This is a genomic window from Pedobacter puniceum (assembly GCF_009674685.1).
Lineage (GTDB): Bacteria > Bacteroidota > Bacteroidia > Sphingobacteriales > Sphingobacteriaceae > Pseudopedobacter > Pseudopedobacter puniceum.
The window spans coordinates 912,215-935,574 of record NZ_WKJI01000001.1 but is presented as its reverse complement, the minus strand read 5'-3'; the positions used below and the strand labels follow the sequence as shown (position 1 = coordinate 935,574).

Below are 23,360 nucleotides of genomic sequence, written 5' to 3'. Positions count from 1 at the left end.
ATTAATGGCGGCAAAGATACTAATTTTGGTTGAAAGGTATTTTAAATCAGCATCAGCTTTAAGCTTGATTTTCTCCCCAGCGGTAAGTATCATCATCTAAACCAGCTAAATCAATAATTCTGTTCACCACGGTTAAAGCTACTTCTTCAATAGTTTGGGGCTTACTGTAAAAAGATGGTATAGCTGGGCAAATGATACCCCCTGCTTCTGTTACGGTTTTCATATTGGTGATATGAATAAGATTTAAAGGCGTATCGCGGGCAACTAAGATTAATTTTCTTCTTTCTTTAAGGATAACATCAGCAGCTCTGGTGGTTAAATCGTTTGATATTCCTGCTGCAATGCGCCCCATTGTACCCATAGAACATGGTACAATAATCATGGTATCGTATTTGGCAGAGCCAGATGCAAATGGAGCCATGAAATCTGATTTAGCATAAAAAGTAAAAGGATAGTTTTGATAATCTTGATGACCCAACTCGTATTGCCATACGTCTTTAGCGTTATCAGACATCACAACACCTACAGCTTCTATTTGATTTTGCAGTTTCACTAATTTATCTAACAAAAGTTTTGCATAAATAGCACCACTGGCTCCGGTAACGGCTACAACAATCTTTCTTTTTCTCATGATTATATTAACGGCTAAGCTAAGATTTAGTTTGAAATAAAAAAGGGCCGAATAACAAGTATTCGACCCTACATCTACCTATGAAAAACATGCCCTTTGGGAGGGCATTACAAATGTAGGAACATTTTTATTATTACCAAAATATTTATAAAATTTTAACAGATTTTTTTTGTTTTTTTTTCAATTGATTATTCGAGTTAATAAATAGAAATTAAAGAGAAATTAATTTTCATTTAAAGGCTTAATTTCTACTTCTCCATCCTTACCTTCGCTGGCATCATATACTTTTCCTTGTGGTAAACCCATTGGCGAGCGACCAATTCCGGAGCCTAAAGCTACCCGATACCATAAATTTTGAACATCAACATAAGGGTTTGTACTGGTTGAAGCTCCTTTAGCTAAAGTTTCGATGTAATTTTTTTCTTTGTTGTCTAAGTGCTGAGGTTTTAAACCATCGCTATCATACACAATGGTTAACTTACCACCATTACCATTTGCTTCGGTTTTATTTCCTACTTCGTAAGTTCTACCAGATACATCTACAACCGTTTTACCAATTTTTATAAACTTACCAGATAGTATAAGATTGGTTCCATTATTTTTATCATCATGTGCAGTGATAAAAGTTTTATCTGCCAAGATGATATGATTAGCATAAATGGTAAAATCTTTTTTGCCCTGTATTTCTAAAGATGACTTTTTATTGAGCACCAAAGAGTCTAACCTTAATTCTTTAATGGATTTATCTTTTATAATGTGTTTTCCTTTTGCTGGGATGATTAAACTTTGGGCATTCACGCTATTCAGCAAAAGGATACAAAAACCCAGCGTTATTAAATAATTTGCTTTCATGATATAGAGGATATGCTTTCCTTTATTATTGATGATGTAAACTTATAACATCTTAAAAACGATAAGGTTTAATAAATGTTTCATTATCAAGTTATTTATTAATTCGCAACTTTGTCAATAACTGTCCTATTTATTAGAGGCTAGAACATTACTAACTTACTTTTAATACTTCGATCTTATTGTCTTTTGGTGTTCTGATATTTTTCAAATTTGTATATCTATATGGAATTTGTCCTATACTGCCATCTGAAATTTTAAGGTATTTTCCGTTGTCAATAAAAACTCGTCGACCTAGTCGTATTAGGAGTCGTTCGTCTTCTTGGTCTTTATATAATGGATGGTTTATTTTGAAAATTTGTTTACGTGGTATTATTTGATAATCAACAATCTCATAATATTCTTTTACTCCTTTTTCTTTGATGTAAGGAGCAAAGTATTTCAAGTTTCTAAAACCAAATTTGGATGGTTTTTTCTTTCCTGAAAAGTAAAAAGGTGTTGCGCTATTTGTAAAACAAAGCATATGATTTTCTGTTGGAACAAAACCAATTAAAACAAATGGGTTTGGTGACTCGTAAGCACTTTCTTTCTGTGGTGAGACATCATTCAAAATTGACTCAGTATCAAGTCCAATTATTGTTCTTAAATGGTCTTCTAATAAAGCTCTGTTTGAATAGTCGTTTGGTCTTAAAGGAAATGCTCCAATATTTACAGATTCAATTGATTTATAGTAGTCAAGTTTTTTTATGGTTTCAATCTCTCCTGAGCCAGGGAAAAGTATATACGCACCAATTACTTCTTTTTCAGGTTTTGCTTTGTCCTTGTTTACATAATATATAGCATCTCTATATCGGTGCATTTGATTGATAGAGTCTTCAGTTGGTAAATCAGGAGATCCTTCTTTGTCGTCTGATGCAAGTCGGTATTTTGCATCATACAAATAAGTGAGAACATAGTTCTCCTTCAAATCATTCTTTGTTATCCTTAGAACTATGTCGGGGCGTTGATTTACTGTAAATGATTTGACATTTTGTGATTCTGAAGTATCATATGAGAAGTCATGAAACAAGTCGATTATTTCTCCATCTTTATTGAAGAAAGAGACTTTAGACTTTACCCCACGTTCAATTTTGAAAACGAAATCATCAATTTGAATCTCTGCTAAATCAACATCATCAGGATTTTCTTTGCCCAATAGATTTTGTAAAACATTTTTTATTTCTAGGAAGCACCAAATTTGATATAAGTCAGCGATATTTTTTAGTTCTATTTTCTGAATGCCATCCAAAAACTTCAGTCCACTGTTCAGCATTATCCATGACTTATAGATTGTGCTGTAGCCAGTAGCTTTTTGCAAAACAAGTGATTCTTGCTTTATGCCATGAAAATCGTCTATTGTTCTGAAAAAAGGATTTACTGAAATTATTTCAAGTTGCTTTTCAATTTGAGAGAGTTCCGATTTGTAGTTCTCAGTTATTGAATTTGAAAAACGTCTTTCTATAAATGATTTAACCTTTTTATATCGCCTTAGAGTTTGAAAAACAGCGTGTTTAAAAAAACGGTTTTCGGAAGTGTTTGTGCTTGACGTTTTATACGCCGAACGGTAATTCTTATTTGGAAATGATTTGAACTGTGAATATTCTTCTTCTAAAGCAGTAGTCCATTTTTGAATTCTGTCAGCTTTTAAATACTTGGTTTGCCTAATTATTCGGCTATGCGGCTTGTTTAAAATGAACTTTGATGAATGGAGGAAATCAGCATAAAGACCGCCAAATACTTGCCACCAAATCAGGTCTGTGTTTGGTGTGCTACCTGTTTTAAATGATGTATAGGTTTTTTTAAGGAAATCAAGAACTAGGTAAGGATACTCTTTTTCAATGTCTGAAACAATTTTTTCATAATCGCTTCTGTAGTTGAGTTTGGTCGGGAAGACTTCAAATTCAAGATTAATTTCTTTGAGTAAATTATCTTTTGTAAATCTTATTACCAGATGACTTTTACCAAGATCATTACCGAAGTTTATCGTTCCCGCTAAAAAACCAAGTTCTTCACGATAGAAAAATTTCTCTTCTACTTCTTTGAGCTTGGAATAAATGTAAGGTGATTTAACTACGGCTTTATCTTTGAAGGTAATCCCAATAAAATAATCTTTGTTCTCAAAGATTAAAGGATAGGTTTTGCTATCGATAAGTTTCTGAAGTGTCCTTGATTCGAAATTGTAAATTGATATATCTCCTTCATTAACCGAGTAGGAGGTGGCATTCAAAATTTGTGATTGCCGATTACTTGCTTTACTAAAAGTAGATTCTAGGTTATTGCATTCAATAACCAAAGTAAAGTCTATGTGATCTACTCTTATAATTTGCATTATGACCAGAATGAGGTGTAACCGTTTGATTGAAGGCGAGACTCCATTTCCTTAATCTTCGCATATGACTTTTTAAAATCGGCTGTTATTATTCTTTGTAAATTCTTTAGAACATTTCCTGTTTTTGTTTCATCCCCTTCGATTCTTGACAAAATCTTCATACTTGTCATTTCGTCTAAAGCATTTGTTAACCAATTAGCTGCTTTATTTTGACCGGAATAAAAACAATAAATCAAAAATTCATCCCTAACTCTGTAGGCAATTTTGAATGGTGTTCCCTCAAGTTCATTATTTACTTTCTGAAGGAATCCTATAATTTCTTCCTTCTCTTTGAAATCTTGAGAATATACTTCAGCCCCTGATGTATATTTTCCAATCAGGTCTTCTGATTTATAATATTCATCTTCTGATTTTGGATAATTCCAGTATTCTTTATTCAATTCCAAGCCACCAGTCAGGTCAACATTGTTCATTTCAAAAGTCATTGCCCTGTCAAGAACTTTTCTGCTAAACGAATGTGTTGTTTCGTCCATGTTTACAGTTCCTATGACAACAAGATTGCTTGGAATACTAATACCTTCAGAGAACTCGTTTCCGCTAAGTTCCAAATCGGTTAATAACTGATTATAAAGATTTTGATTCTCAAAACTTTCTTTAGAAATAATATAATCAGTAACCAGTTTCCCATCTTTTACTTGTCTTGTTTCAATGATGCTCAAATACTCTGCAAAGTATTGCTCAACAGGAGCAAGATTCATTTCGTCAAGGCAAAGGAAAAATGGGACATCTATATGCTTCCATGCTTTAGCTATGAATTTCAAAAAAGAAGTAGTGATATATTTTTCGCCATTGATTCTGCTAACATATCCCATCAGTTCCGAAGAGTCATGCCAATTAGGTCTAACAGGAATTAGTTCGAAATTGCCAGGTTTTTTAGGGTCTTTTTTTAATTCTTCCTTACTGCAAGTTTTGTAGGCAAGAGTTCTAACTAACCTTGATTTCCCAGTTCCTGATATTCCTGCTAAAAGAATAAAAGGTTTAGTTTTTATGGCTGTTAATATATTCATGTCATCCTGATTATTTTCTTTAGGTTTTTGAATCGGTTTGATTGGAGTTGGCTTAGTTGTGCTTCCATTGAAATTAAGTTTACAATTTTCAAGTATTTGTGCTATTGTATCGTCTTGAGATAATTGTAATAATTGACTGATGTTTTTTAATCTGTTCTCAGAACTGTCCAACCCAATTCGTGGACCATTTAAATATGTTGTCTCACTGCTCCCCAAACTTTGCCATTGCCAGTCGTTTGGTATTGATAAATTATTCAGAATCTCTAATCGTATGAATTTGTTCCACTTTCCACTAACAGTAAAATCTTTCCCTAAATCGCTGAATATTGTTTTGTCACCCCTTTCAGTTGTTGGAATGTCAATATTGTCAAGCTTACTCAATAAAACCCAACGATCTGTTCTATTAACAACAAAGACGAAGTCACCTAAATTTAAATTTTTGAATTTGGTTTCATTCCAGTAAAAATATTTGGAATCATCACTGAAAAGTTCTTTTGCGTTTGATGAAGCAGCACTTTTTACTTCATATATCATTACCTGTTCTGTCATAACTCATTATATTTTTTTGCTGACCCTTTTGCCTTTTCAACGGGGTATTTTTCAGCGTTTCGCTTAATTTTCTCAAGCACAATTTCTTTCACATCAAACTGATACTTTTCAGCAAGCATGAATGCAAAAGCGAAAATGTCAGCCAATTCTTCTTTTACTTTTTCTTTGTTTGCTTCATCAGCATTTTTCCAAAGAAATAATTCAAGCAACTCACCCGCTTCAACATTTATTGCAAGTGCTAAATCTTTAGGATTGTGGAATTGCTCCCAATCTCTTTCATTTCTGAATTTTAAAAGTGCTTCTATTATTTCTTCGTTTTCCTTCATTACTTATTGGGTTTATGTATAGTTGAGGCAAGTTTGTATTCATCATCATAAGGTAACTGTAATTGAGAAAGCATTTCTGGAATTGCCAAAGCCCAACTCACATAGTAGTATGCAAGAATGTGATAACCTGAAAACGTTTTGCCTTTGATGGAACTGATTCGATAATCGTCTTTGTCAGGTCTGTAGCCTTGAGTTCCTTGCATAGCTATTTCAAAAGCAATTTTCTTTATTTCTTCTTTGGGCATTCCATCGAAAAATTGTAGTGCATCAACCATGAACATGACCACTGCCATGTTTGTCCTTATGCTCTGTTGTGACTTTTGGAATTTTTCCATTTCCCTTTCTTTGTAAGGGTCTTTGGATTCTAAATCATAAGGATCTTTTTCAATGGATGATAAAAGCTCGTCTATATTTGTTCTTTTTGTTCTGAATTCTTTTTCATTAACAAGTTCGAAGTTCTTATCAAGTTTCAAGTCTTCTGCCCAATGCATTACCAATTCATATTCTTCAGCAGGTTCTTTATCATCTCTGTATTGAAGGAATTCTTCATAGAAGTCATTTGCAAGTTTTGATTCGCTTGGTGTTGCATTAAAGTCCTTTATAAAATCAAGACCGAACAATTCTTTAAATTGAATTGCATTCACAAGATTGTAAACCTTGCTTTTTGAAATGATGTCTTTAGGTGATAGTTCAACAATCTTTTTATCAGTTACAGCTTTTAAGCCTTCCTGTAACATAGTGTAAAGAGATATAAACTGATAAGCTCTTAAATCAGGGAATTCGGTAAACAAGAAGTTCTCAATGAATAAGTCAATTGGCGTGTTGAAGATTTGGCGATTCATCCCGTCAAACAAGTTTGAGCAATAGTCCGCAATTGACTTTTCAGAAATTCCCATTTTATTGAATTTCTTTATAGTCGACTCAAGTCCAGTTATAAATTGAGTCTTGTGGCTTTGATTGGAAATGAACAATTGATTTAAATCGTCCTTTCTTGCTTGAATTACAAAATCAAGATGAACTAATTCATGCATGATAAGGTGTTCAACAGCTGGATAGCTTGGTTTATATCTTACAATATGAATATCTCTTTCATAATTTTCAGCAAACTCAAATTTTGCAGCAGTCGGTATTTCTTGGTCATGAACAATGTCGATTTTTCTATCACCTTCAAATTCCAGTTTATGTCTGTATTCTCTGAAAATTTTTTTACCTATATCGGTTGCAATTATCTTTTTGGCTATTTCAAATGCTTGTCTTACCGAATTTTGATAAAGAACATCTTTGTTTTTATTTAGCTTAATCGCTTGTATGGTACTGTAAAAAGCAGACTGCAAGTCCGCTTCAATTTCAGCAATCATTCCTAAAGCAAAATGAGTATTTGGGTATTTGTCGTTTATTCTGATGGCTTCCCAGAAATATTTCTTTGCTTCTTCAAGTTTTCCTTGTTGCATTAAGTTAGCACCAATATTATTAATCGTGATATTGTCATTAGGATTGGTGACTAATGCTTGGTCATAATATTTCATTGCCGTTGGAACATCATCTTTGAATTTTGCAAAAATATTTCCCATCATCAGCAAAGCCCAACCATTTTTCGAATCCCAACGCAAAGCGTCTATTAAGCAATTAATCGCTTCTTCTTGGTCACCTTCATCAGATAATATTTGTCCCATAATCCGGTGGTACTCCGAATTGGAAGGATTCTTTTCAATAAGATTTTTTAGAATTGGTTTTGCTTCAGTGTATTTTCCCTTTTCACATAGTGTTACAACTTTTCTGTAATCAACATCTTGGGAAAGAATAGCAGGAGTATCAATATCAATAGTTATCCAGTTATTATTAATAGTAACTTTAGGTTTAAAAGGACCATAAGCGTAATAACTTTCTAATGTACTGATAATTAAGTCATTACCCCCCCCCCACTAACTCCGGAAATATTGTTAAGAGGAAATTATTTAATTGATGAATAATTTGCATAAATTCAGTTCTTGATTTTTCTTAAACCCTTTTTATTCCTTGTTTTGCTAAATAGGTCTGTCGCTACAGCTTCAATTAATTGTCACAAAACCTAAAGTGAAACAAACTCGTCTCCTGAAACTTTTAATAATTTCACAAGCTTTATAACCTGTTATCTGTTCAAATTACGTTCGCCACTTTCTGCCTTACTCATTAAAGCCGTGTCAACTTAAATATGGGCAAATATAACAGAATAAACGATACTGATTTCCTGTATGGCGGCAAATTTTGGCTTTGCGAAGGGTCAGTTTGCTGGTAGAGCCAAAACCAAATGCGCCACTGCAAAATGGCTAAATTGTTTCTATGTCTTTGCACACCTTTCAAAATGGCTTTCTTTTTTTGTTCTAGTAACTTGTTTATTGTGTAAATCGAAAAAATACAACGTAAAACATTGGTATTTATACAACTTATTGTATAATGATTTACATCCAAATTCACAGGCATTTTAATAAATTAGATTTTAACTCTAAGTAAGTAAATATTTATTGAAAGTCAAAAATTGAGTGATTTTTACCATTTCTTTACCAAGCAGAAAGTAGGCTCATCCTAGGGTGGTAGTAGGGTGATCCTAGGGTGAAACACTAAAAATTTCTAGTTTCTAAATTATTATAAAAATTAATTAGAATGAAAGTGGCTCGGAAGGAAAAATTCAGAGGGAAATTCAAAAGGAAAAATTAAAAAGTAAAAAATTCAAAATTAAAAAATCAATCAAAAAAGCAGAAGGCAGAAAGCTTAATCAATCATTCTAAAATCAATCCTTCAATAAATAAAACTCACCATCCAGAACTGAGAACAGGAAACCCACAACTGGCAACTGAATCAATCATTCAATCCATCAAAATTCAATCAATAAAACTCACCACCAATACAAAAACATCTTATTTTTGCGTTTCCAAAAATTTATATGACATCAAAAATTAAAGCGCTATCCTATTTACTTATCGTTTTTTGTGTATGGCTAACGGCTTGCTCTTCATCTGATAAAAATACGGTTAATAACTCTGAACTTACTTTTGAAGACTTAAAAGGGATAGTTTTCCATGAAGTGAGAAGGGAATTTAAAAACGGATTATCTTTTAATGAGATAGGCTTTCAGCAAGAACCCGAGTGGACTTTAGCTTTCCAAGCTCAAGATTCTGTTGATGTTTTTAGTCCTACCATGAATAAAATGGTTGGTTTTTACCTCCACCACGATCATAAAAGCTATTATAACTTTGCTAAAGAATGGTTTAGTGTGATTTCTTTAGCAAAAGACAGTATTGTTTTGCAGCGTTTAGAAGTACAAAGTTTACGCGTTAAAAACGATGTACGCTCTAATGTTTACATGACTTTTTATGCAGATAATTACATCAAAAGCAAGCTTAAAACTACAGTTGCAGAATTAAGAAAACCAAGTAAGCAAGATACTTTATTTGTTACCGAGAGGGCTAAACAGGCAAATTTACATCCGCTAGATTCTAATTATTTATTTGCAGCCCGTAACCCTGTGCAGTTTACAGCCATCAGTAAAAATATTAGTGTAGAGAAAACCAGCACTTTTGATAAAGCTTTATCGCAAAGTAAATCTTATGCTTATTTATATCCAGAATACGAGGTAAACATCAGCAAAGCTTATAAAGAATTTAATTTTGCCTTTAGGGCTATTGTAGAAACATCGGGTAAATTAACGGTGTATGATTTCCCAACTTTTGATGAGGATACCGAGAAAGCCCAAAGAAAAGTTTTCCAAGGTATTTTGGATGTTTATTTAGCCAATATGCTAGAAATAGAACCTGGAAATACTTTAGGCATTAAGCATGCTTCTTTGGTAACGCTTTATGTAAAAGGGAAAATGAATTAGTTACTTCACAAACTGCTCTAGTAATTGACTTAAAGTTTCCTCAGGGTTTTGGCTTAAACCCGGATGTACTTTAGAACATTGTAAAATAGTGCTTCTGGTGGCGGTTAACCATCTAAAACGAGAGGGTAAATCTAACTGAGCAATAGGCGAATCGCAATTTTGGCCTTTACAAATACAATCAAATATATGTAGGTGTTGCTTTAAATCATCAATTTCTGTGGCTGATGGAAATGCTTTTAATCTGTTTTCATCTATATAAAAAACAGCTTTTAAGAATTTAGCTTTAGCGCAATACAATACCACCCCAATATTTAGAAATTCTTCTCTTTCTACTTTAGGGACAAGGCGAATAATCGCATATTCATATAAATTACGCTCTTGCATTTTTGGCGGCTTCTAAAAAGTTATCGGCATGATTTAAGCGACTGGTTAAAAATGCTACATAAGCATCTCTATAAGCTTCCGGACTATCAAAATAAGTTCCTTTTAACCAATCATCAGGAATAAGCTGTACAATTTCTTCTAAAACATTGGGTGTAATTTGTGCTTTAAAAATGTCATGTGCTTCATCAAGCTTGGTAGCTTGCTTTAATAAAACATGGTCTTTAATTAGCGTAAAGGGCTTTTTTGCTTGCTCTTGCCAATTATCCCAAGAATGATGAAAATATAAAGAAGCACCATGGTCTATTAACCAAAGCTCTTTGTGCCACCATAGCATATTGGTATTTCTGGCGGTACGGTCCATATTCATTAAGAAAGCATCTAGCCAAACAATTTTTGAGGCCAAAAGAGGGTCTACCTGATACACACCAGGGTCGTAGGTGATAGAACCAGACAGGTAATGTAAAGCTAGGTTTAATCCGGTACTAAATTTTAGCAAATCCTGAATTTCTTCATCAGGCTCGGTACGTCCAAAAGCCTCATCTAAATCTGCAAAAACAAGCTCTGGTATTTTAAAACCCAATTTACGGGCTAGTTCTCCTCCTATTAATTCGGCAATTAAAGCATTTGTACCTTGGCCAGCACCTCTAAATTTTAAAACATAAAGAAAACCATCATCCGCTTCGGCAATAGCAGGCATAGAACCGCCTTCTCTTAAAGGGGTTACATATCTGGTGACCGTTACTTTCCTTAATTCCATCATCAAGCTAAATATCGGCTATTTTTCTTCTTTATAGTAAATTTTGTAGTAATTCATGCCTTTACTATCATCAAAGCCATTTTCTATCAATTGTCTATCGCCATGGATATAAACATGGAAGTTTTTATCCAATTTTAAAACGGTTTTATAGGCGCTACTTTGCTTTTTTACGGCTTGTGTAGAAATATCAAAGCGCTCTCCTATGGGTGTATCAAACTCTTGCTCAAAATTCTGAACCATTGCTTTAAATGATGTTGCAGCGGTTTCGTTTCCAATAACTTCTTCAGAAAACTCGTTAAAATCAAACTGTTCTTTTTCTTTAAAGTATTTGATGGATTTGTTTAATAAATCAATCTTATCTGGTTTTGATACTTCAAATTGCTCGTCTATTTTCTCGTTAACAAAGTTCTTGTATAAACTTAGGTAATTATTGGTTTGGTTAAAGTTATCGTTTCTGATTTTTAATTTCAGGAAATCATCTTTCCAATACACTGCGGCTTCTTGTGTTTTGTTGGTTTGGTCTATCACCACCACTTTATAGCCTTCTTCTTTATCGGTATTTAAAATTAAACAGCCTTTATCTAGTTTTTGGATGTTGATAGCCTCTTGTTCATAGGTTAAAGCAAAGCCGCCAGCATCAGGGTAAACCTTCATGTAAGTTTCTTTGGTTTCTGATTTAAAGATACCTAAAGCTTGATGAAGCTCTCCTTCTATTTGTACATCGTTAAACAAAGCGATATAAACCTCGCCCGATTTTATTTTTGGATGGTTTGAAATATCGTATAAATGACGGGTTATTTGCTGACTAAGCTCATGAAAATTGGTGGTATCTTTAAAAATCTGACTAGCGAAATGATAGATTTCATTTAAAGCTAAATCGCTAGAATGCATAAATCTATAAACCTCATTCACTTTTTCAAAAGGTTTTAAGAAATACTGCATCAATAAATTACGCAGAAACTCGTCTTGTATGTGTAAGGTGCTATCAGAAAGGGTAAAATATTCGTCTTGTACTTTATTTCCTACTTTATGAACAGAGATATGCTCTAAATCGGATTCAAAAAATGTAATCATGCCCTAAAAATATAAATCATTTGCCACTTTAAAGGTATTACAGTGGGCATCAACAATATCTTTTATATTGGGCGAGTAGCCACCACCCATACTTACCTGAACAGGAAGCTGTTGAGCCAAGCATTTTTTAAATACCATTTCATCTCTTTTTTGGCAGGCTGTGGGGCTTAAAGCCAGTTTACCTAGTTTATCGGTAGCTAAAACATCAACTCCGGAAAGGTAAAAAACAAAATCGGGCTTAGCTTTATCAAATACTTCATCTAATTTTTGGGCTAGCATGGTTAAATATTCATCATCTTCAACGCCATCTGGTAAAGGAACATCTAAATCAGACTGTTCTTTTCTAAAAGGGAAATTTTTATCGCCATGAACAGAAAAAGTAAAAACCTGAGGATTATTTTGAAATATTTGAGCGGTACCATTGCCTTGATGAACATCTAAATCAACAATTAAAATAGATTTGTATATTTGCTTATGTATAAGATAATTAGCTGCTATAGCTTGGTCATTTAACAAACAAAAACCTTCTCCCCAATTGCTGCCCGCATGGTGTGTACCACCAGCAACATTAAAAGCCACGCCATTTTCAATAGCATAAAAACAGCCATCAATAGTACCTTGGGCAATACGCAATTCTCTTTCTACCAACTGTGCTGATAGCGGAAAACCTGTTCTTTTCTCTTCTTGATAGGTTAATGATAAATTTTTAAGCTTTTCCCAGTATTGTTTTTCGTGGGTTAAGAGTACAATTTCTTCATCTAAAATATCGGGAGCGTATAAATTATCTTGTGTGATGATACCTTCATGTTTAAGTTGTAGCGGAATAAGCTCATATTTCAGCATCGGGAAACGATGCCCCTCTGGCAGAGGATGGGCATAAATAGAATCGTAAGCTATTTTAAGCATTAAAAGTTTAGAAATTTATCAACGAAAATAAGCTTATCATCTGTGTTAAGAAACCAATTCGGCAGGTTTTTCTCTCTTGGATATATAATAGTTACTGATGAATTGAATGATAACCGCAATACTTACAAAGCCTAATCCGAACCAAGCTGTATGAATAACATTTTCATACATAGCAGCATCTACCTGCGTTCTTTTTAATTGTATACCATAAAAAGCCCAAATCACAACTAAACCAAAATAGGGGTTTCGCTTAAAGCGGATGATATAAAAAGCTAATAATGAAGCTACAGCTATCAGGATAATAGTCCATAAGGAGCCAGAAAGACCTCCATCCCAATTGATGCTATATAAAAAGACGGATGTATTGGCGATGGTGGCTATGCAAATCCAAGCGAAATAAATACTTAAAGGGATTTGGGTAAACCATCTGGATGATAAGCTTTTAGCTGGGTTAAATGTATTGATACGGATATTGATTTTTATTAATGAAATCAACTGTATAATCATCATCACTAAAGCAAGACCAATATATTCGTTTAACCAAACAAAAACCCAAACAAAAGTTGTAGCATTATTAATGATAAACCAATAACCTATTTTTTGTATTACTTGATTAGGCTCTGCATGGATATCTTTTTGGTAGGCTTGTCTAAGATGATAAATCGTGAAGGCGAATAAACCTAGATAAATAATTCCCCAAATGGCAAAAGTTATGCCCGCCGGGGTGAAAACAGTGTCGTATTTTTTAGAAATATCGCCCATATTACCATTTCCAATAAGGTTAAGTTGCGATAACTGAGAAACGGTAAAGGCCAAAACGTAAACTATCAAGTTTAGCCAAGCTAATGTTCTTACTTTTTTCATGATACAGATTTAACAATATGCTAATGATTATGTTTAGCAAGACAGTTTTAATGCCAAATTTATAGATAATCTGGAACGGCTTTAAGAGTTTTTAGTATTTTAGATTCTTATTCTTTGGAATATAAAACGTTATAAAACATCCATACAAATGAAAAAAGTAATATTTCTATTTTTCTTCATCAGCATCATAAGCTTTCAAAAATTAGCTGCGCAAAATTGCAACTGCGAGCAGGAAATGAAATTTGTTAGCACTACTTATGAACATGACTATGCTGGCATGCAGGATTTTAAAAAGCAGCATCCTAACTTTACAAAACAAGTAACTAAGTTTAATAAAAAGGCTATCGGAATAACAGATATTAAAGCTTGTAATGAGTTGCTTGCCGCTTTTATCAAGTATTTAGATAATAGCCATGTCTTTTTTGGGACAACTTATGCTAACCCGCTAAACAAAGAAGAAAAAGAAGAAATTAAGACCAATTTAACCCCAGCTTTTAAAGTTCTAAATCATACTACCAATTATCTTAAAATACCTACCTGTGATTTATCTTTTAAAGATACACTTGATGTTTTATTGAAATTAAACCATCAAAACATCATCGGTAAAGAGCATCTTATTTTAGATTTAAGAGGCAATGGTGGCGGTGGTGATGCTATGTTTACAAATATCATCCCCTATTTATACACCAACCCTATTGTAGTGTATCATTCAGAATTATGGGCTTCTGAAAATAATATCAAAATGTTTGAGCAATTATTAAGTAACGAGTTTTTAACTGCAAAAGACAAAGAAAGCATAGCTAAAATAGTTGCAAAAGCCCGTAAAAAACCCGGCAGCTTTATTCCATATCACGATAAAAATACAGACACCATTTACCATCAGGATATTTTAGCATCTCCAAAAAGGGTTAGTATTTTGGTTGATAGCCTATGCATGAGCGCTACCGAAGGCTTTTTGTTAAAAGCTAAACAAAGTAAAAAAACAAGCATATTTGGCTACACGGCAACAGCCGGAGGAATAGATTATGGCGATTTAAACTTTGTAAACTCGCCTTCTGGCTTATGGTATTTTTCTGTACCAACCAGCAGATCATCAAGACTACCTAAATATTCTTATGACGCCACTGGTATTAAACCCGATGTTATGGTAAAGAAAAAGGTTAAAGATTTGATTGCGTATGTGGTGGAATATTAGTGTTACATCTTAAGAGGAATTTTCAGCGTATTACTTTATTCCTTACTTTAGATATAAAACCAAATCACAAGAAATTGAAAATTTTTAAAAACTTAACAGCATTAGTATTAATTGCTATAGTTGCTGGTATTTTAACCGGTATATTCTTTCCTGAGTTTGCCGATACCGCTCGCATTTTAAGCGAAACATTCATCAATATGATAAAGATGGTGATAGCGCCTATTATTTTCTTCACCATTGTTTTAGGTATTGCAAGCATGGGCGATATGAAAAAAGTTGGTCGTGTTGGTGGTAAGGCATTACTTTATTTTGAGGTTGTTACCACATTTGCCCTTTTCTTCGGACTTTTTATTGTGAATTTGGTTAAACCCGGAGATGGTTTTGCCTTTAATGGTACAGCTAATGAAAAGGTAAACCAATATGTTGAAACTGCAGAAGGTATTAAATGGCTAGAGTTTTTTACCCATATAGTACCCTCTAATGTTATTAATGCTTTTGCCGAGGGCGATATTTTGCAGGTGCTTTTCTTTTCTATTTTATTTGGTTTGGCTTTAACCCAGATGGGTACAACAGGGCAAAGTTTACTATTAACTTTTGATAGGCTTTCTAAGGTATTTTTCAATATCATGAAATTTATCATGAAACTTGCTCCGGTTGGTGCTTTTGGTGGGATGGCCTACACCATTGGAACTTATGGTTTAGATGCATTAATGCCTTTAGGAAAACTGATGGTATCTGTTTATGCCACTATGGCCTTGTTTATTTTCATAGCGCTTAACCTGATTTGCTATTTCTATAAATTTAGTTTGTGGCAGTATCTCAAGTTTATCAGACAAGAAATACTTATCGTTTTGGGTACATCTTCATCAGAATCTGTATTACCAAATATGCTAGACAAAATGGAGCGTTTTGGCTGTTCTAAATCTGTGGTTGGTTTAGTTATACCTACGGGCTATTCTTTTAATTTAGATGGAACAACCATTTATTTAGTGATGTGTACCGTTTTCTTAGCTCAAGTATTTGGTGTTGATTTAAGTTTTACACAGCAACTCACCATCATAGGAATTTTAATGATTACCAGTAAAGGTGCTGCCGGAGTTACAGGAAGTGGTTTTATTGTATTAGCCTCTACCCTAACGGCCTTAAAAGTTATCCCAACAGAAGGTTTAGCTATTCTTCTTGGTGTTGATAGGTTTATGAGCGAGGCAAGATCTATCACCAATTTAATTGGTAATGGCGTAGCTGCAATTGTGGTTGCCAAAAGTGAGAAAGAATTTGACGAAGAGAAAAATAAGTTGGCTTTAGCTAATCAGAACTAACGATTTAGTTGTTGATACTTCCAGGGTGATATTGATAAACTACCTGAAAGTTTTGATGCTGAAACTCTGGAGCTATTTGACCAATTTTTAAGTCTTTTCTCTGTGGAGTGGGCTCGCAAACGCTATATTTTTCTCCTTTATATTCTATGGCTTCTCCAATAGGTTTATCAAATTTAACCGCCATGGTAATATGCGAAGGATACAATAAAGCTATCATGGGTAAATTATAAATCTCCTTTACCAGATAAAAAAATAAGGCTGCCCTATCATCGCAGTCGCTATATTCTTGAAACAAGGTTTGCTCTGGAGATAAGCGTTTCTCTTTACCAAAATTTTGCTCATCATTCTCATATAAAAAAGCATTCCTGGTAAACCTCATTAAATAATCAACGCCTTTCTTTTGGCTCATTCCTTTCAAATTATGCTTTAAGTAAGGAATTAAAGAGCTGTAGGTTTCTCTACTTAAAGGAATATTAAAATAAGATTCAAAAGTAACACCCGGATAGTTCTTAAAAATAGCCTGAATATCGGCGTTCAGCTTAATTTTAAAATGATAAGCTTTTTGTCTGTAATTAAAAGCCAGTTGTTTTTCACGATAATCTTCTGGCTTAAAATCTGGTATTTGAGTTACCTTATAAGAAAAGGCTTTAGTAGCTTCGGGTACATTTAATTTTACCGGGATGATTTTATCTTTTGCATAATCAGCATGTTTGTAATCATGAAAATTTAAACACATCATTTGCTTATTTCCGTCTAAATAATAAGGTATATCGGCTATATCTTCATCACTCCACACATAAAACAGTAATTGTCCAGGGCCTATAGCAAGTTTAGTATCATAACCAGATTTTGCCAACAAAAACCATTTATAAAGCGTGTAACGCTCGTAATTATCTTCTTTTGGGGATATTTGTTGCGCTGTTTTCCTGATTAATTGATAATAAAACCAATCATTAAGCTGTTTTTTTTCTTTGTATTGTGTTAAAGTTTGAATGATAGGTTGATAATTCCCCTTGTTTAAACGGTGGTAAAACTGGATAATAGATGCTGAAGAAAGTCCATCTTCAAATGGAATATTTACAGATGCATCTGTAGAGAAATTAAAGGTTTCATCATAAAATTGAAAGGCAAAATTTTGTGCTTTCACCTCTTGTTTTAAAAGAGATAAAAACATCAAAAAGAAGACATAAATACAATATCTTGTAAAACCTTTCACGACGTGTTAACAAATTGGTTATTCTAAATTTACATAAAATTAACATCAAATTCATGTCATAGGTTTATAATTTTAAGTAAAAAAATAAGGCCTCGTTTATAACGAAGCCTTAAGTCCCAAACTTATTTTATGATGTTTTTATAATTCCAATTTACCCTCTACACTATCATCCATTGTTTTACCTGTTACCAAAGACAGTGCCATTTTTGCAAAAGCCACTATTTGCCCGTTTTTGGTATCCCAATAATAAGATTGTGTAGGTACAACTTTTATAAGACTAATATTTGGGTCATCAACACCTTCTTGAAACCAAACTTTATGTAAAGGTTTCCATAACTCTTCAATTTTAGCTTTATCTAAGATAATTTCTGATATACCATAAACATTTAAAAAGCCAGCATGCTGATGCTCTTGAAAGAAAAGGTGTGTGAAAGGGTCGGTTTGTAATTCTTGATTTCTTTGGCTGTCTTTAGTACTCATAAACCAAAGATTGCCTTCTTCGTCTACTTTTAGCAACTCCATAGGCGAAGCTGTTAAGGGCAAACCTGTTTTTATATTAGTACAAAAGAAGCAAGTTTTTGCACCCTCTGCCAATTCGGTAAGTTTAGCAATAGCTTCTTTACCTGATAAAGATTGGGTATGGTTGTTTTCTGATGTTTGTTGGTTTTCCATAGTCTTTGTTTTTGTAGTAGAAATACAAAGACTGTTCCATAGCGATTAAACCCAGTTGGTATCTTTTTTAAGAAAGTTTAAAGTTTCTTCTTCTTTACTACCCGCTGGCGCTTTATAATCATAAACCCAAGCAGCCATTGGTGGCATACTCATCAGGATAGATTCTATACGTCCATCGGTTTCTAATCCGAATTTTGTTCCAGAGTCGTATACTAAATTAAACTCGGCATACCTACTTCTCCGTTGATATTGCCATTGCTTTTCTTCTAAAGTGAAGTGTTTAGCTCTGTTTTGATTAGCTAAATGAGCATAAACATTGGCAAAAGAACGACCAACAGCTTTTGAGAAATCAAATATTTCTGTCCAGCTATTACCAGTACTTTCAGGCGTTAACCTATCGTAAAAAATACCGCCAATACCTCTGGTTTCTTGTCGGTGCTTGATGAAAAAATAATCATCAGCCCATTTTTTGAATTTTGGATAAAACTCAGGATTGGTATCATCACAAACTTTTTTCATGGTTTGATGAAAGAATTTAGCATCCTCAGGGATTACATAATGCGGAGTAACATCTATACCACCACCAAACCAACGGATAGGTTCTTGGCCATCGCTTTCCATTTCAAAATACCTAATATTCATGTGGATAATAGGCACCCAAGGATTATGCGGATGTAAAACTATAGAAACTCCTGTAGCAAAAAACTCTTCTTTATCGGTTTTAAAGGCTTTTTTAATAGCATCAGGAAGTTTGCCATGTACAGCAGAAAAATTAACACCACCTTTTTCTATCAAAGCACCGTTTTGTAGAACCCTGCTTCTACCACCGCCACCTCCGTTTCGCTCCCAGTTCTCCTCTTCAAACAAAGCAGCACCATCTAATGCTTCTAAGGCATCGGTTATTTCTTGTTGAATATTCTTGTACTCTTCGGCTATGTGTTCTTTTTTTAGCATCAGCTTAATGTTAATCTTAATTTATTCCTATATGCGGCTAATAATTTGGTTTTAGAAATTACGCCTATAAAAACTTCTTTATCAAAAACAGGAAGATAAAACATATCAGTTTGGTCAAAATAATCAACCATCTTAGAAATATTGTCTTCTATATTTAGTTTAACAGATGTTTTGCTTACGAGCTCCTCAACCGTCAACTTATTTTGCAAATCGGTATCTAATAAAACCTTTTTAACTTTATCAAACCATATAAAGCCTGCAAATTTCTGATGTTTATCCTTACAAATAATCAATTGATGGTCAGAATTTTTAAATACAGCTAATAAATCTATCAATTTACTATCTGTAGAAATTTCATCATATTCTGTTTCTAATATCTCATGAATTTTAATTAAACTCAGGATATTCTCATCGTAATTTTCGGTAAATATCTTCTTATCCTCTATTAAATCTTTAACATCCATAGAATGAGGCTCAAAAACCTTAGCAATCACATAAGCAGAGGTAGCAACCAACATCAAAGGAATCATTAACTCATATCCCCCCGTAATTTCAGCTATCAAAAATATCCCTGTTAAAGGTGCATACATTACGCCGCTAAGTACACCACACATCCCTACCAATGTAAAATTATTAACAGGTAAAGTATGGAAACCCATTTTATTAAACAAGGAAGCAAAAAAGAAGCCCATAAAAGCACCAGTAAATAAAGAAGGTGCAAAATTTCCTCCACTACCACCGCTTGCCAAGGTAAAACTGGTTGCTAAAACCTTTGTAAGAAAAATTAAGCCAGTAAAAAGAATAATCATCCAGCTATTTTCTGTTGGGATGTTAAAAAAAGTACCATTAAGTAGCCCTTCCGGATTGTTTGAAGCTAAGAATTTTACAGCTCCGTAACCTTCGCCAAACAATGGTGGAAATATAAAACATAATAAAGCGATGGTTAAGCCTCCTAAAATAGCCTTATTATAAGGACTCCATTTTAGTTGGTGATGAAAAATATAATCTATTTTTCTAGATACCCGAGAATAATAAACAGCCACCAAACCGCTAAATACACCTAAAAGGATGTAATACGGTACATTACTATGGTCAAACTCTTTTAAGCTCCTAAACTCGAAAAGAATATCATCATTTAAAATGATTTTAGAGATTAAAGCACCAGAAACGGCAGAGATAATTAGGGGGATAAAATCAGAGAAAACAACACCAACCAAAATAACCTCAACAGCAAACATTAAGCCTGTTATGGGGGCATTAAAAACCGCTGCTATACCTGCTGATGCACCACAGGCTAATAATAAAATACGCTCACGGTAAGTTAATCTATAAGTTCTGGCATAGTTAGACCCAATAGCAGCACCCGTAACAGCAATAGGCCCCTCTAAACCCGATGAACCACCAAAACCAACGGTTATAGCGCTTGTAATTACTTGGCTATACATTTTAAACTTAGGAATCACGCCAGACCTTTGCGCTATATCTAACAGGATATTGGCTACACCTCTCCCATCTTTACCTTTTAAAAACTTTTGAACCACCCAAGCGGTGATCAATATCCCCGTTAAGGGTAAAAAAAGATTAAGATATGGATAGTTAAAAACTTCTAATTGACTATTTACCAGTACATGTATATAATGTACCATAGATTTGAGCAAGATAGCTGCGGTTCCAGCAGATAAACCAACCAACACACCAGATAATATCAAAAACTGATTTCTGCTAAGACGCTGGTGAATTGACCTGATGATAAATTTATGCTGGTTCCAAAACTTCATACTATTCTTCTACATAATCTAAATCTTTGCCATAAGTTTCCTCGAGGTTATAAACTGCTATAAATGCAATAATTAAAGTGGTAACTCCAACAATCAAACCCGAGTTAACAATACCCACCTGATGCTTTAAATACTCGAAACTAAATGTTACTAAAACTAAAGAACCTCTTATAAAATTAGGAACCGTAGTGGTAACAGTAGCTCTTAAATTTGTTCCAAATTGTTCGGCAGCAATGGTAACAAAGATAACCCAAAAACCAGTAGAAACGCCTAAAAGAAAACAAATAAGATGATATGTGGAAGCATCAATACCTTTAGAGAATAAATAAAATAATATACTGGCTAAAGTGGCTACTAAAAACACAAAAACAATTTTTTTACGCGTTTTAAAATACTGACTTAAAACACCGCTTAAAATATCACCGGCAGATATACCCAAATAAGTAAATATAATCCCTTTTCCTGCACTAAGTGGCTCGGTAGCCCCCATAGCAATACCAAATTCTGGAGCAAATGTTACCAATATGCCTACCACAAACCATGTTGGTAAGGCAATTAAAGTACAGTTGATGTATTTTTTAAAACGAGGCCAGCTGGTAAATAACATTAAAAAATTGCCTTTGCTTACATTTTTATGTTGAATTTTATTGTATATACTAGATTCCATCACGCCTAAGCGTAGCACTAGAAGTAAAAGACCCATTCCACCACCTATAAGGTATGCTGTTTGCCAGGTAAATTTATCGCCAACTAAGCCAGCAGCAACAGCACCTAGTAGCCCTATAGCAGCAACCAACATGGTACCATAACCTCTTTTTTCTTTACTCATACTTTCTGCTACCAAGGTTATGCCTGCACCTAACTCGCCCGCTAAACCAATACCAGCAATAAATCTTATAAGAGCATAAGTAGGTACATCAGTAACAAATGCGTTGGCAATATTTGCTAAAGAATACATTAAAATAGAGCCAAATAATACTTGTAACCTGCCTTTTTTATCTCCCCAAATACCCCATAAAATACCCCCCAGAAGCATCCCTATCATTTGCGCATTAATTAAGGTAACGCCTACAGAAAGTAGGTCTTCTTGGGCAACACCAATAGATTTTAAACTTGCTACTCTGATAACAGAAAATAAGACCAGGTCATAGATATCAACAAAATAGCCTAGTGCGGCTACAATAATAAGTAAGGTTACGTTTCTATTCTTCGACGGATTCATAAAAAGCTGGAAGTGAGCGGCAAAAATAAGATTTACATCTTATTATGAAAGTAAATAAGTAATTTAAGAAAGTACAAGTTGGTTTTGTTTAAGAAAATAACACTAAAACCTAAACATTTTTATTTTTTTTTAGTTTATAGGTGAATGGAAAACTTCATACATTATAATCCTACTAAAATTCTTTTCGGAAAAGATGTAGTGGATGATATTTGTCAAGAAATTTCGCCTTATGGTAAAAAAGCGCTCATCATCATAGGAAAAGGTTCTGTTAAACAGAATGGTGTTTACGCTCGTGTGGTGTCCTTAATGAATATTTGCGGTTTAGAACATTACACTTATGAAGGCATAAAATCTAATCCAACTTTTCAGGATGCTGACGCTGCTGTAAAACTAGCTAAAGAAAAACAAGTAGATATGATTGTTGCGCTAGGCGGTGGCTCTGTTATAGATACTGCAAAAGCTGTGGCAGCTGGTTTTTATGTAGAGCACTCTGTTTGGGATTTTTATTTAAGAAAAGCCCCAACACCAACCAAAGCTTTACCAATTTTTACTATCCTTACCCTAGCAGCAACAGGTTCAGAAATGAATAATGCTACTGTTTTACAGGATAGTGAAAACGGCATAAAAACAGCTATTCTTAACGATTTACTTTATCCTAAAGTATCATTTTTAGATCCAGCATTAACCACCTCTGTACCGCTTCATTATACAGCTTATGGTGTTGTTGATTTAATAGCACATGCTTTAGAGCAGTTTTTCGGAAAAGGAAATGCCCCTTTAACAGACCATTACACAGCCGATATTATCAAATTAGCCATGAGCTATGGCCGTAAAGTAATGGAACAGCCAGAAGACTACGATACTAGGGCACAAATTATGTGGCTGGCTACCAACGCTTTAAACGGAACACTTAGAGCAGGTAAAAGTCCGGGAGATTGGGGCGTACATAATATAGAGCATACTTTAAGTGTGCTTTATGATATTCCGCATGGGGCAGGCTTGTCTATTGTTTACCCGGCTTGGTTAAAAATTCAACTGCCAAAAATTAAAGAAAAACTTGCCTTTTTAGCAAAACATATTTTTGAGTTTACTTCTATTGATGATGAAGTACTAGGTTTAGATTTTATTGCAGCTTTAGAAGCTTTCTTTAAGGAAATGAATTCGCCAGTTAGTTTAACTGAGGCAGGTATAAATATCAAAGAAAAGCAAAGGATATTAAATAACCTGGCTCAAAATAAAGTAAGCGGTATGGTTTACCCGCTCACAGAAAAAGACCATCAAGAAATTGTAGAAGAAATGTTTTAGTTTTGATTCTTATATAAAAAAAACCGCTTTGATAAATATCGAAGCGGCTTTTTAGATTTTAGCTCTTT

General features: G+C 33.9%; 20 protein-coding genes. 4 read left to right on the top strand and 16 right to left on the bottom strand.

Going from position 1 to position 23,360, the window contains the following annotated elements; all coding sequences use genetic code 11:
* Positions 1-58: 58 nt before the first annotated feature.
* The 6 genes from GJJ64_RS04205 to GJJ64_RS04180 form a co-directional block, all read right to left on the bottom strand.
* A complete protein-coding gene (locus GJJ64_RS04205) occupies positions 59-631 on the bottom strand; it encodes a UbiX family flavin prenyltransferase (protein ID WP_039453760.1) in 573 nt (190 codons plus the stop codon).
* Positions 632-853: 222 nt separating this feature from the next.
* Positions 854-1,483, bottom strand: a complete 630-nt coding sequence (locus GJJ64_RS04200) for a hypothetical protein (RefSeq protein ID WP_154286487.1) — start codon at positions 1,481-1,483, stop codon at positions 854-856.
* A gap of 151 nt (positions 1,484-1,634) precedes the next feature.
* Positions 1,635-3,848: a DUF2357 domain-containing protein gene (locus GJJ64_RS04195; RefSeq protein WP_154286486.1), complete on the bottom strand. Its 2,214-nt coding sequence runs from the start codon at positions 3,846-3,848 to the stop codon at positions 1,635-1,637.
* Positions 3,848-5,464, bottom strand: a complete 1,617-nt coding sequence (locus GJJ64_RS04190) for an McrB family protein (RefSeq protein WP_154286485.1) — start codon at positions 5,462-5,464, stop codon at positions 3,848-3,850. The genes GJJ64_RS04195 and GJJ64_RS04190 overlap by 1 nt, the downstream gene beginning before the upstream one ends.
* Positions 5,461-5,790 carry a nucleotide pyrophosphohydrolase gene (locus GJJ64_RS04185; RefSeq protein ID WP_154286484.1) on the bottom strand — a complete coding sequence of 110 codons (330 nt, stop codon included), beginning with the start codon at positions 5,788-5,790 and terminating at the stop codon, positions 5,461-5,463. The genes GJJ64_RS04190 and GJJ64_RS04185 overlap by 4 nt, the downstream gene beginning before the upstream one ends.
* On the bottom strand, positions 5,790-7,463 hold the full coding sequence (locus GJJ64_RS04180; RefSeq protein WP_154286483.1) for a tetratricopeptide repeat protein: 1,674 nt from the start codon (positions 7,461-7,463) through the stop codon (positions 5,790-5,792). The genes GJJ64_RS04185 and GJJ64_RS04180 overlap by 1 nt, the downstream gene beginning before the upstream one ends.
* A 1,247-nt stretch (positions 7,464-8,710) precedes the next feature.
* On the opposite strand from GJJ64_RS04180, the gene GJJ64_RS04175 reads away from it, so the two are divergent.
* Positions 8,711-9,646, top strand: coding sequence for a hypothetical protein (locus GJJ64_RS04175; RefSeq protein ID WP_154286482.1), 936 nt, complete (start codon positions 8,711-8,713; stop codon positions 9,644-9,646).
* On the opposite strand, the gene GJJ64_RS04170 is transcribed toward GJJ64_RS04175, so the two are convergent.
* The 5 genes from GJJ64_RS04170 to GJJ64_RS04150 are packed head-to-tail and all read right to left on the bottom strand — an operon-like array spanning position 9,647 to position 13,631.
* A complete protein-coding gene (locus GJJ64_RS04170; protein ID WP_154286481.1) occupies positions 9,647-10,030 on the bottom strand; it encodes a DUF3037 domain-containing protein in 384 nt (127 codons plus the stop codon).
* The gene (locus GJJ64_RS04165; RefSeq protein WP_154286480.1) at positions 10,017-10,790 is read right to left on the bottom strand and encodes a HipA family kinase; all 774 of its coding nucleotides are present in this window, start codon (positions 10,788-10,790) and stop codon (positions 10,017-10,019) included. Before GJJ64_RS04165 ends, GJJ64_RS04170 begins: the two co-directional genes overlap by 14 nt.
* Before the next feature lie 15 nt (positions 10,791-10,805).
* Positions 10,806-11,861, bottom strand: a complete 1,056-nt coding sequence (locus tag GJJ64_RS04160) for a nucleoid-associated protein (protein ID WP_154286479.1) — start codon at positions 11,859-11,861, stop codon at positions 10,806-10,808.
* 3 nt (positions 11,862-11,864) lie between these two features.
* Positions 11,865-12,767 (bottom strand): histone deacetylase family protein, encoded by a 903-nt coding sequence (locus tag GJJ64_RS04155; RefSeq protein ID WP_154286478.1) that lies wholly within the window; start codon positions 12,765-12,767, stop codon positions 11,865-11,867.
* Between the two features lie 45 nt (positions 12,768-12,812).
* A complete protein-coding gene (locus GJJ64_RS04150) occupies positions 12,813-13,631 on the bottom strand; it encodes a hypothetical protein (protein WP_154286477.1) in 819 nt (272 codons plus the stop codon).
* A 148-nt stretch (positions 13,632-13,779) separates the two neighbouring features.
* Between GJJ64_RS04150 and GJJ64_RS04145 the strand changes: the two genes are divergently transcribed.
* Positions 13,780-14,826 (top strand): S41 family peptidase, encoded by a 1,047-nt coding sequence (locus GJJ64_RS04145; protein WP_154286476.1) that lies wholly within the window; start codon positions 13,780-13,782, stop codon positions 14,824-14,826.
* A gap of 74 nt (positions 14,827-14,900) precedes the next feature.
* On the top strand, positions 14,901-16,145 hold the full coding sequence (gene dctA, locus GJJ64_RS04140) for a C4-dicarboxylate transporter DctA (protein WP_154286475.1): 1,245 nt from the start codon (positions 14,901-14,903) through the stop codon (positions 16,143-16,145).
* Between the two features lie 4 nt (positions 16,146-16,149).
* On the opposite strand, the gene GJJ64_RS04135 is transcribed toward dctA, so the two are convergent.
* From GJJ64_RS04135 to GJJ64_RS04115, 5 genes are all read right to left on the bottom strand, one after another.
* Entirely contained in the window at positions 16,150-17,292 is a 1,143-nt protein-coding gene (locus tag GJJ64_RS04135; RefSeq protein WP_317162901.1) for a hypothetical protein, read from the bottom strand.
* A 207-nt stretch (positions 17,293-17,499) separates the two neighbouring features.
* On the bottom strand, positions 17,500-18,033 hold the full coding sequence (locus GJJ64_RS04130; protein ID WP_154286473.1) for a pyridoxamine 5'-phosphate oxidase family protein: 534 nt from the start codon (positions 18,031-18,033) through the stop codon (positions 17,500-17,502).
* 45 nt (positions 18,034-18,078) lie between these two features.
* On the bottom strand, positions 18,079-18,987 hold the full coding sequence (gene hemF / locus GJJ64_RS04125; RefSeq protein ID WP_154286472.1) for an oxygen-dependent coproporphyrinogen oxidase: 909 nt from the start codon (positions 18,985-18,987) through the stop codon (positions 18,079-18,081).
* The gene (locus tag GJJ64_RS04120) at positions 18,987-20,765 is read right to left on the bottom strand and encodes a chloride channel protein (RefSeq protein WP_154286471.1); all 1,779 of its coding nucleotides are present in this window, start codon (positions 20,763-20,765) and stop codon (positions 18,987-18,989) included. The genes hemF and GJJ64_RS04120 overlap by 1 nt, the downstream gene beginning before the upstream one ends.
* 1 nt (position 20,766) lies before the next feature.
* Positions 20,767-21,987: an MFS transporter gene (locus GJJ64_RS04115; RefSeq protein WP_154286470.1), complete on the bottom strand. Its 1,221-nt coding sequence runs from the start codon at positions 21,985-21,987 to the stop codon at positions 20,767-20,769.
* 144 nt (positions 21,988-22,131) lie between these two features.
* Here GJJ64_RS04115 and GJJ64_RS04110 point away from each other — a divergent pair, with 144 nt between their 5' ends.
* Positions 22,132-23,292 (top strand): iron-containing alcohol dehydrogenase, encoded by a 1,161-nt coding sequence (locus GJJ64_RS04110; RefSeq protein ID WP_154286469.1) that lies wholly within the window; start codon positions 22,132-22,134, stop codon positions 23,290-23,292.
* Positions 23,293-23,360 lie beyond the last annotated feature (68 nt).

Excerpts from the sequence above, each read along its gene's own strand:
- GJJ64_RS04205 (WP_039453760.1), bottom strand. The coding sequence starts at position 631 with ATGAGAAAAAGAAAGATTGTTGTAGCCGTTACCGGAGCCAGTGGTGCT.
- GJJ64_RS04200 (WP_154286487.1), bottom strand. The coding sequence starts at position 1,483 with ATGAAAGCAAATTATTTAATAACGCTGGGTTTTTGTATCCTTTTGCTG.
- GJJ64_RS04195 (WP_154286486.1), bottom strand. The coding sequence starts at position 3,848 with ATGCAAATTATAAGAGTAGATCACATAGACTTTACTTTGGTTATTGAA.
- GJJ64_RS04190 (WP_154286485.1), bottom strand. The coding sequence starts at position 5,464 with ATGACAGAACAGGTAATGATATATGAAGTAAAAAGTGCTGCTTCATCA.
- GJJ64_RS04185 (WP_154286484.1), bottom strand. The coding sequence starts at position 5,790 with ATGAAGGAAAACGAAGAAATAATAGAAGCACTTTTAAAATTCAGAAAT.
- GJJ64_RS04180 (WP_154286483.1), bottom strand. The coding sequence starts at position 7,463 with ATGGGACAAATATTATCTGATGAAGGTGACCAAGAAGAAGCGATTAAT.
- GJJ64_RS04175 (WP_154286482.1), top strand. The coding sequence starts at position 8,711 with ATGACATCAAAAATTAAAGCGCTATCCTATTTACTTATCGTTTTTTGT.
- GJJ64_RS04170 (WP_154286481.1), bottom strand. The coding sequence starts at position 10,030 with ATGCAAGAGCGTAATTTATATGAATATGCGATTATTCGCCTTGTCCCT.
- GJJ64_RS04165 (WP_154286480.1), bottom strand. The coding sequence starts at position 10,790 with ATGATGGAATTAAGGAAAGTAACGGTCACCAGATATGTAACCCCTTTA.
- GJJ64_RS04160 (WP_154286479.1), bottom strand. The coding sequence starts at position 11,861 with ATGATTACATTTTTTGAATCCGATTTAGAGCATATCTCTGTTCATAAA.
- GJJ64_RS04155 (WP_154286478.1), bottom strand. The coding sequence starts at position 12,767 with ATGCTTAAAATAGCTTACGATTCTATTTATGCCCATCCTCTGCCAGAG.
- GJJ64_RS04150 (WP_154286477.1), bottom strand. The coding sequence starts at position 13,631 with ATGAAAAAAGTAAGAACATTAGCTTGGCTAAACTTGATAGTTTACGTT.
- GJJ64_RS04145 (WP_154286476.1), top strand. The coding sequence starts at position 13,780 with ATGAAAAAAGTAATATTTCTATTTTTCTTCATCAGCATCATAAGCTTT.
- GJJ64_RS04130 (WP_154286473.1), bottom strand. The coding sequence starts at position 18,033 with ATGGAAAACCAACAAACATCAGAAAACAACCATACCCAATCTTTATCA.
- hemF (WP_154286472.1), bottom strand. The coding sequence starts at position 18,987 with ATGCTAAAAAAAGAACACATAGCCGAAGAGTACAAGAATATTCAACAA.
- GJJ64_RS04120 (WP_154286471.1), bottom strand. The coding sequence starts at position 20,765 with ATGAAGTTTTGGAACCAGCATAAATTTATCATCAGGTCAATTCACCAG.
- GJJ64_RS04115 (WP_154286470.1), bottom strand. The coding sequence starts at position 21,987 with ATGAATCCGTCGAAGAATAGAAACGTAACCTTACTTATTATTGTAGCC.
- GJJ64_RS04110 (WP_154286469.1), top strand. The coding sequence starts at position 22,132 with ATGGAAAACTTCATACATTATAATCCTACTAAAATTCTTTTCGGAAAA.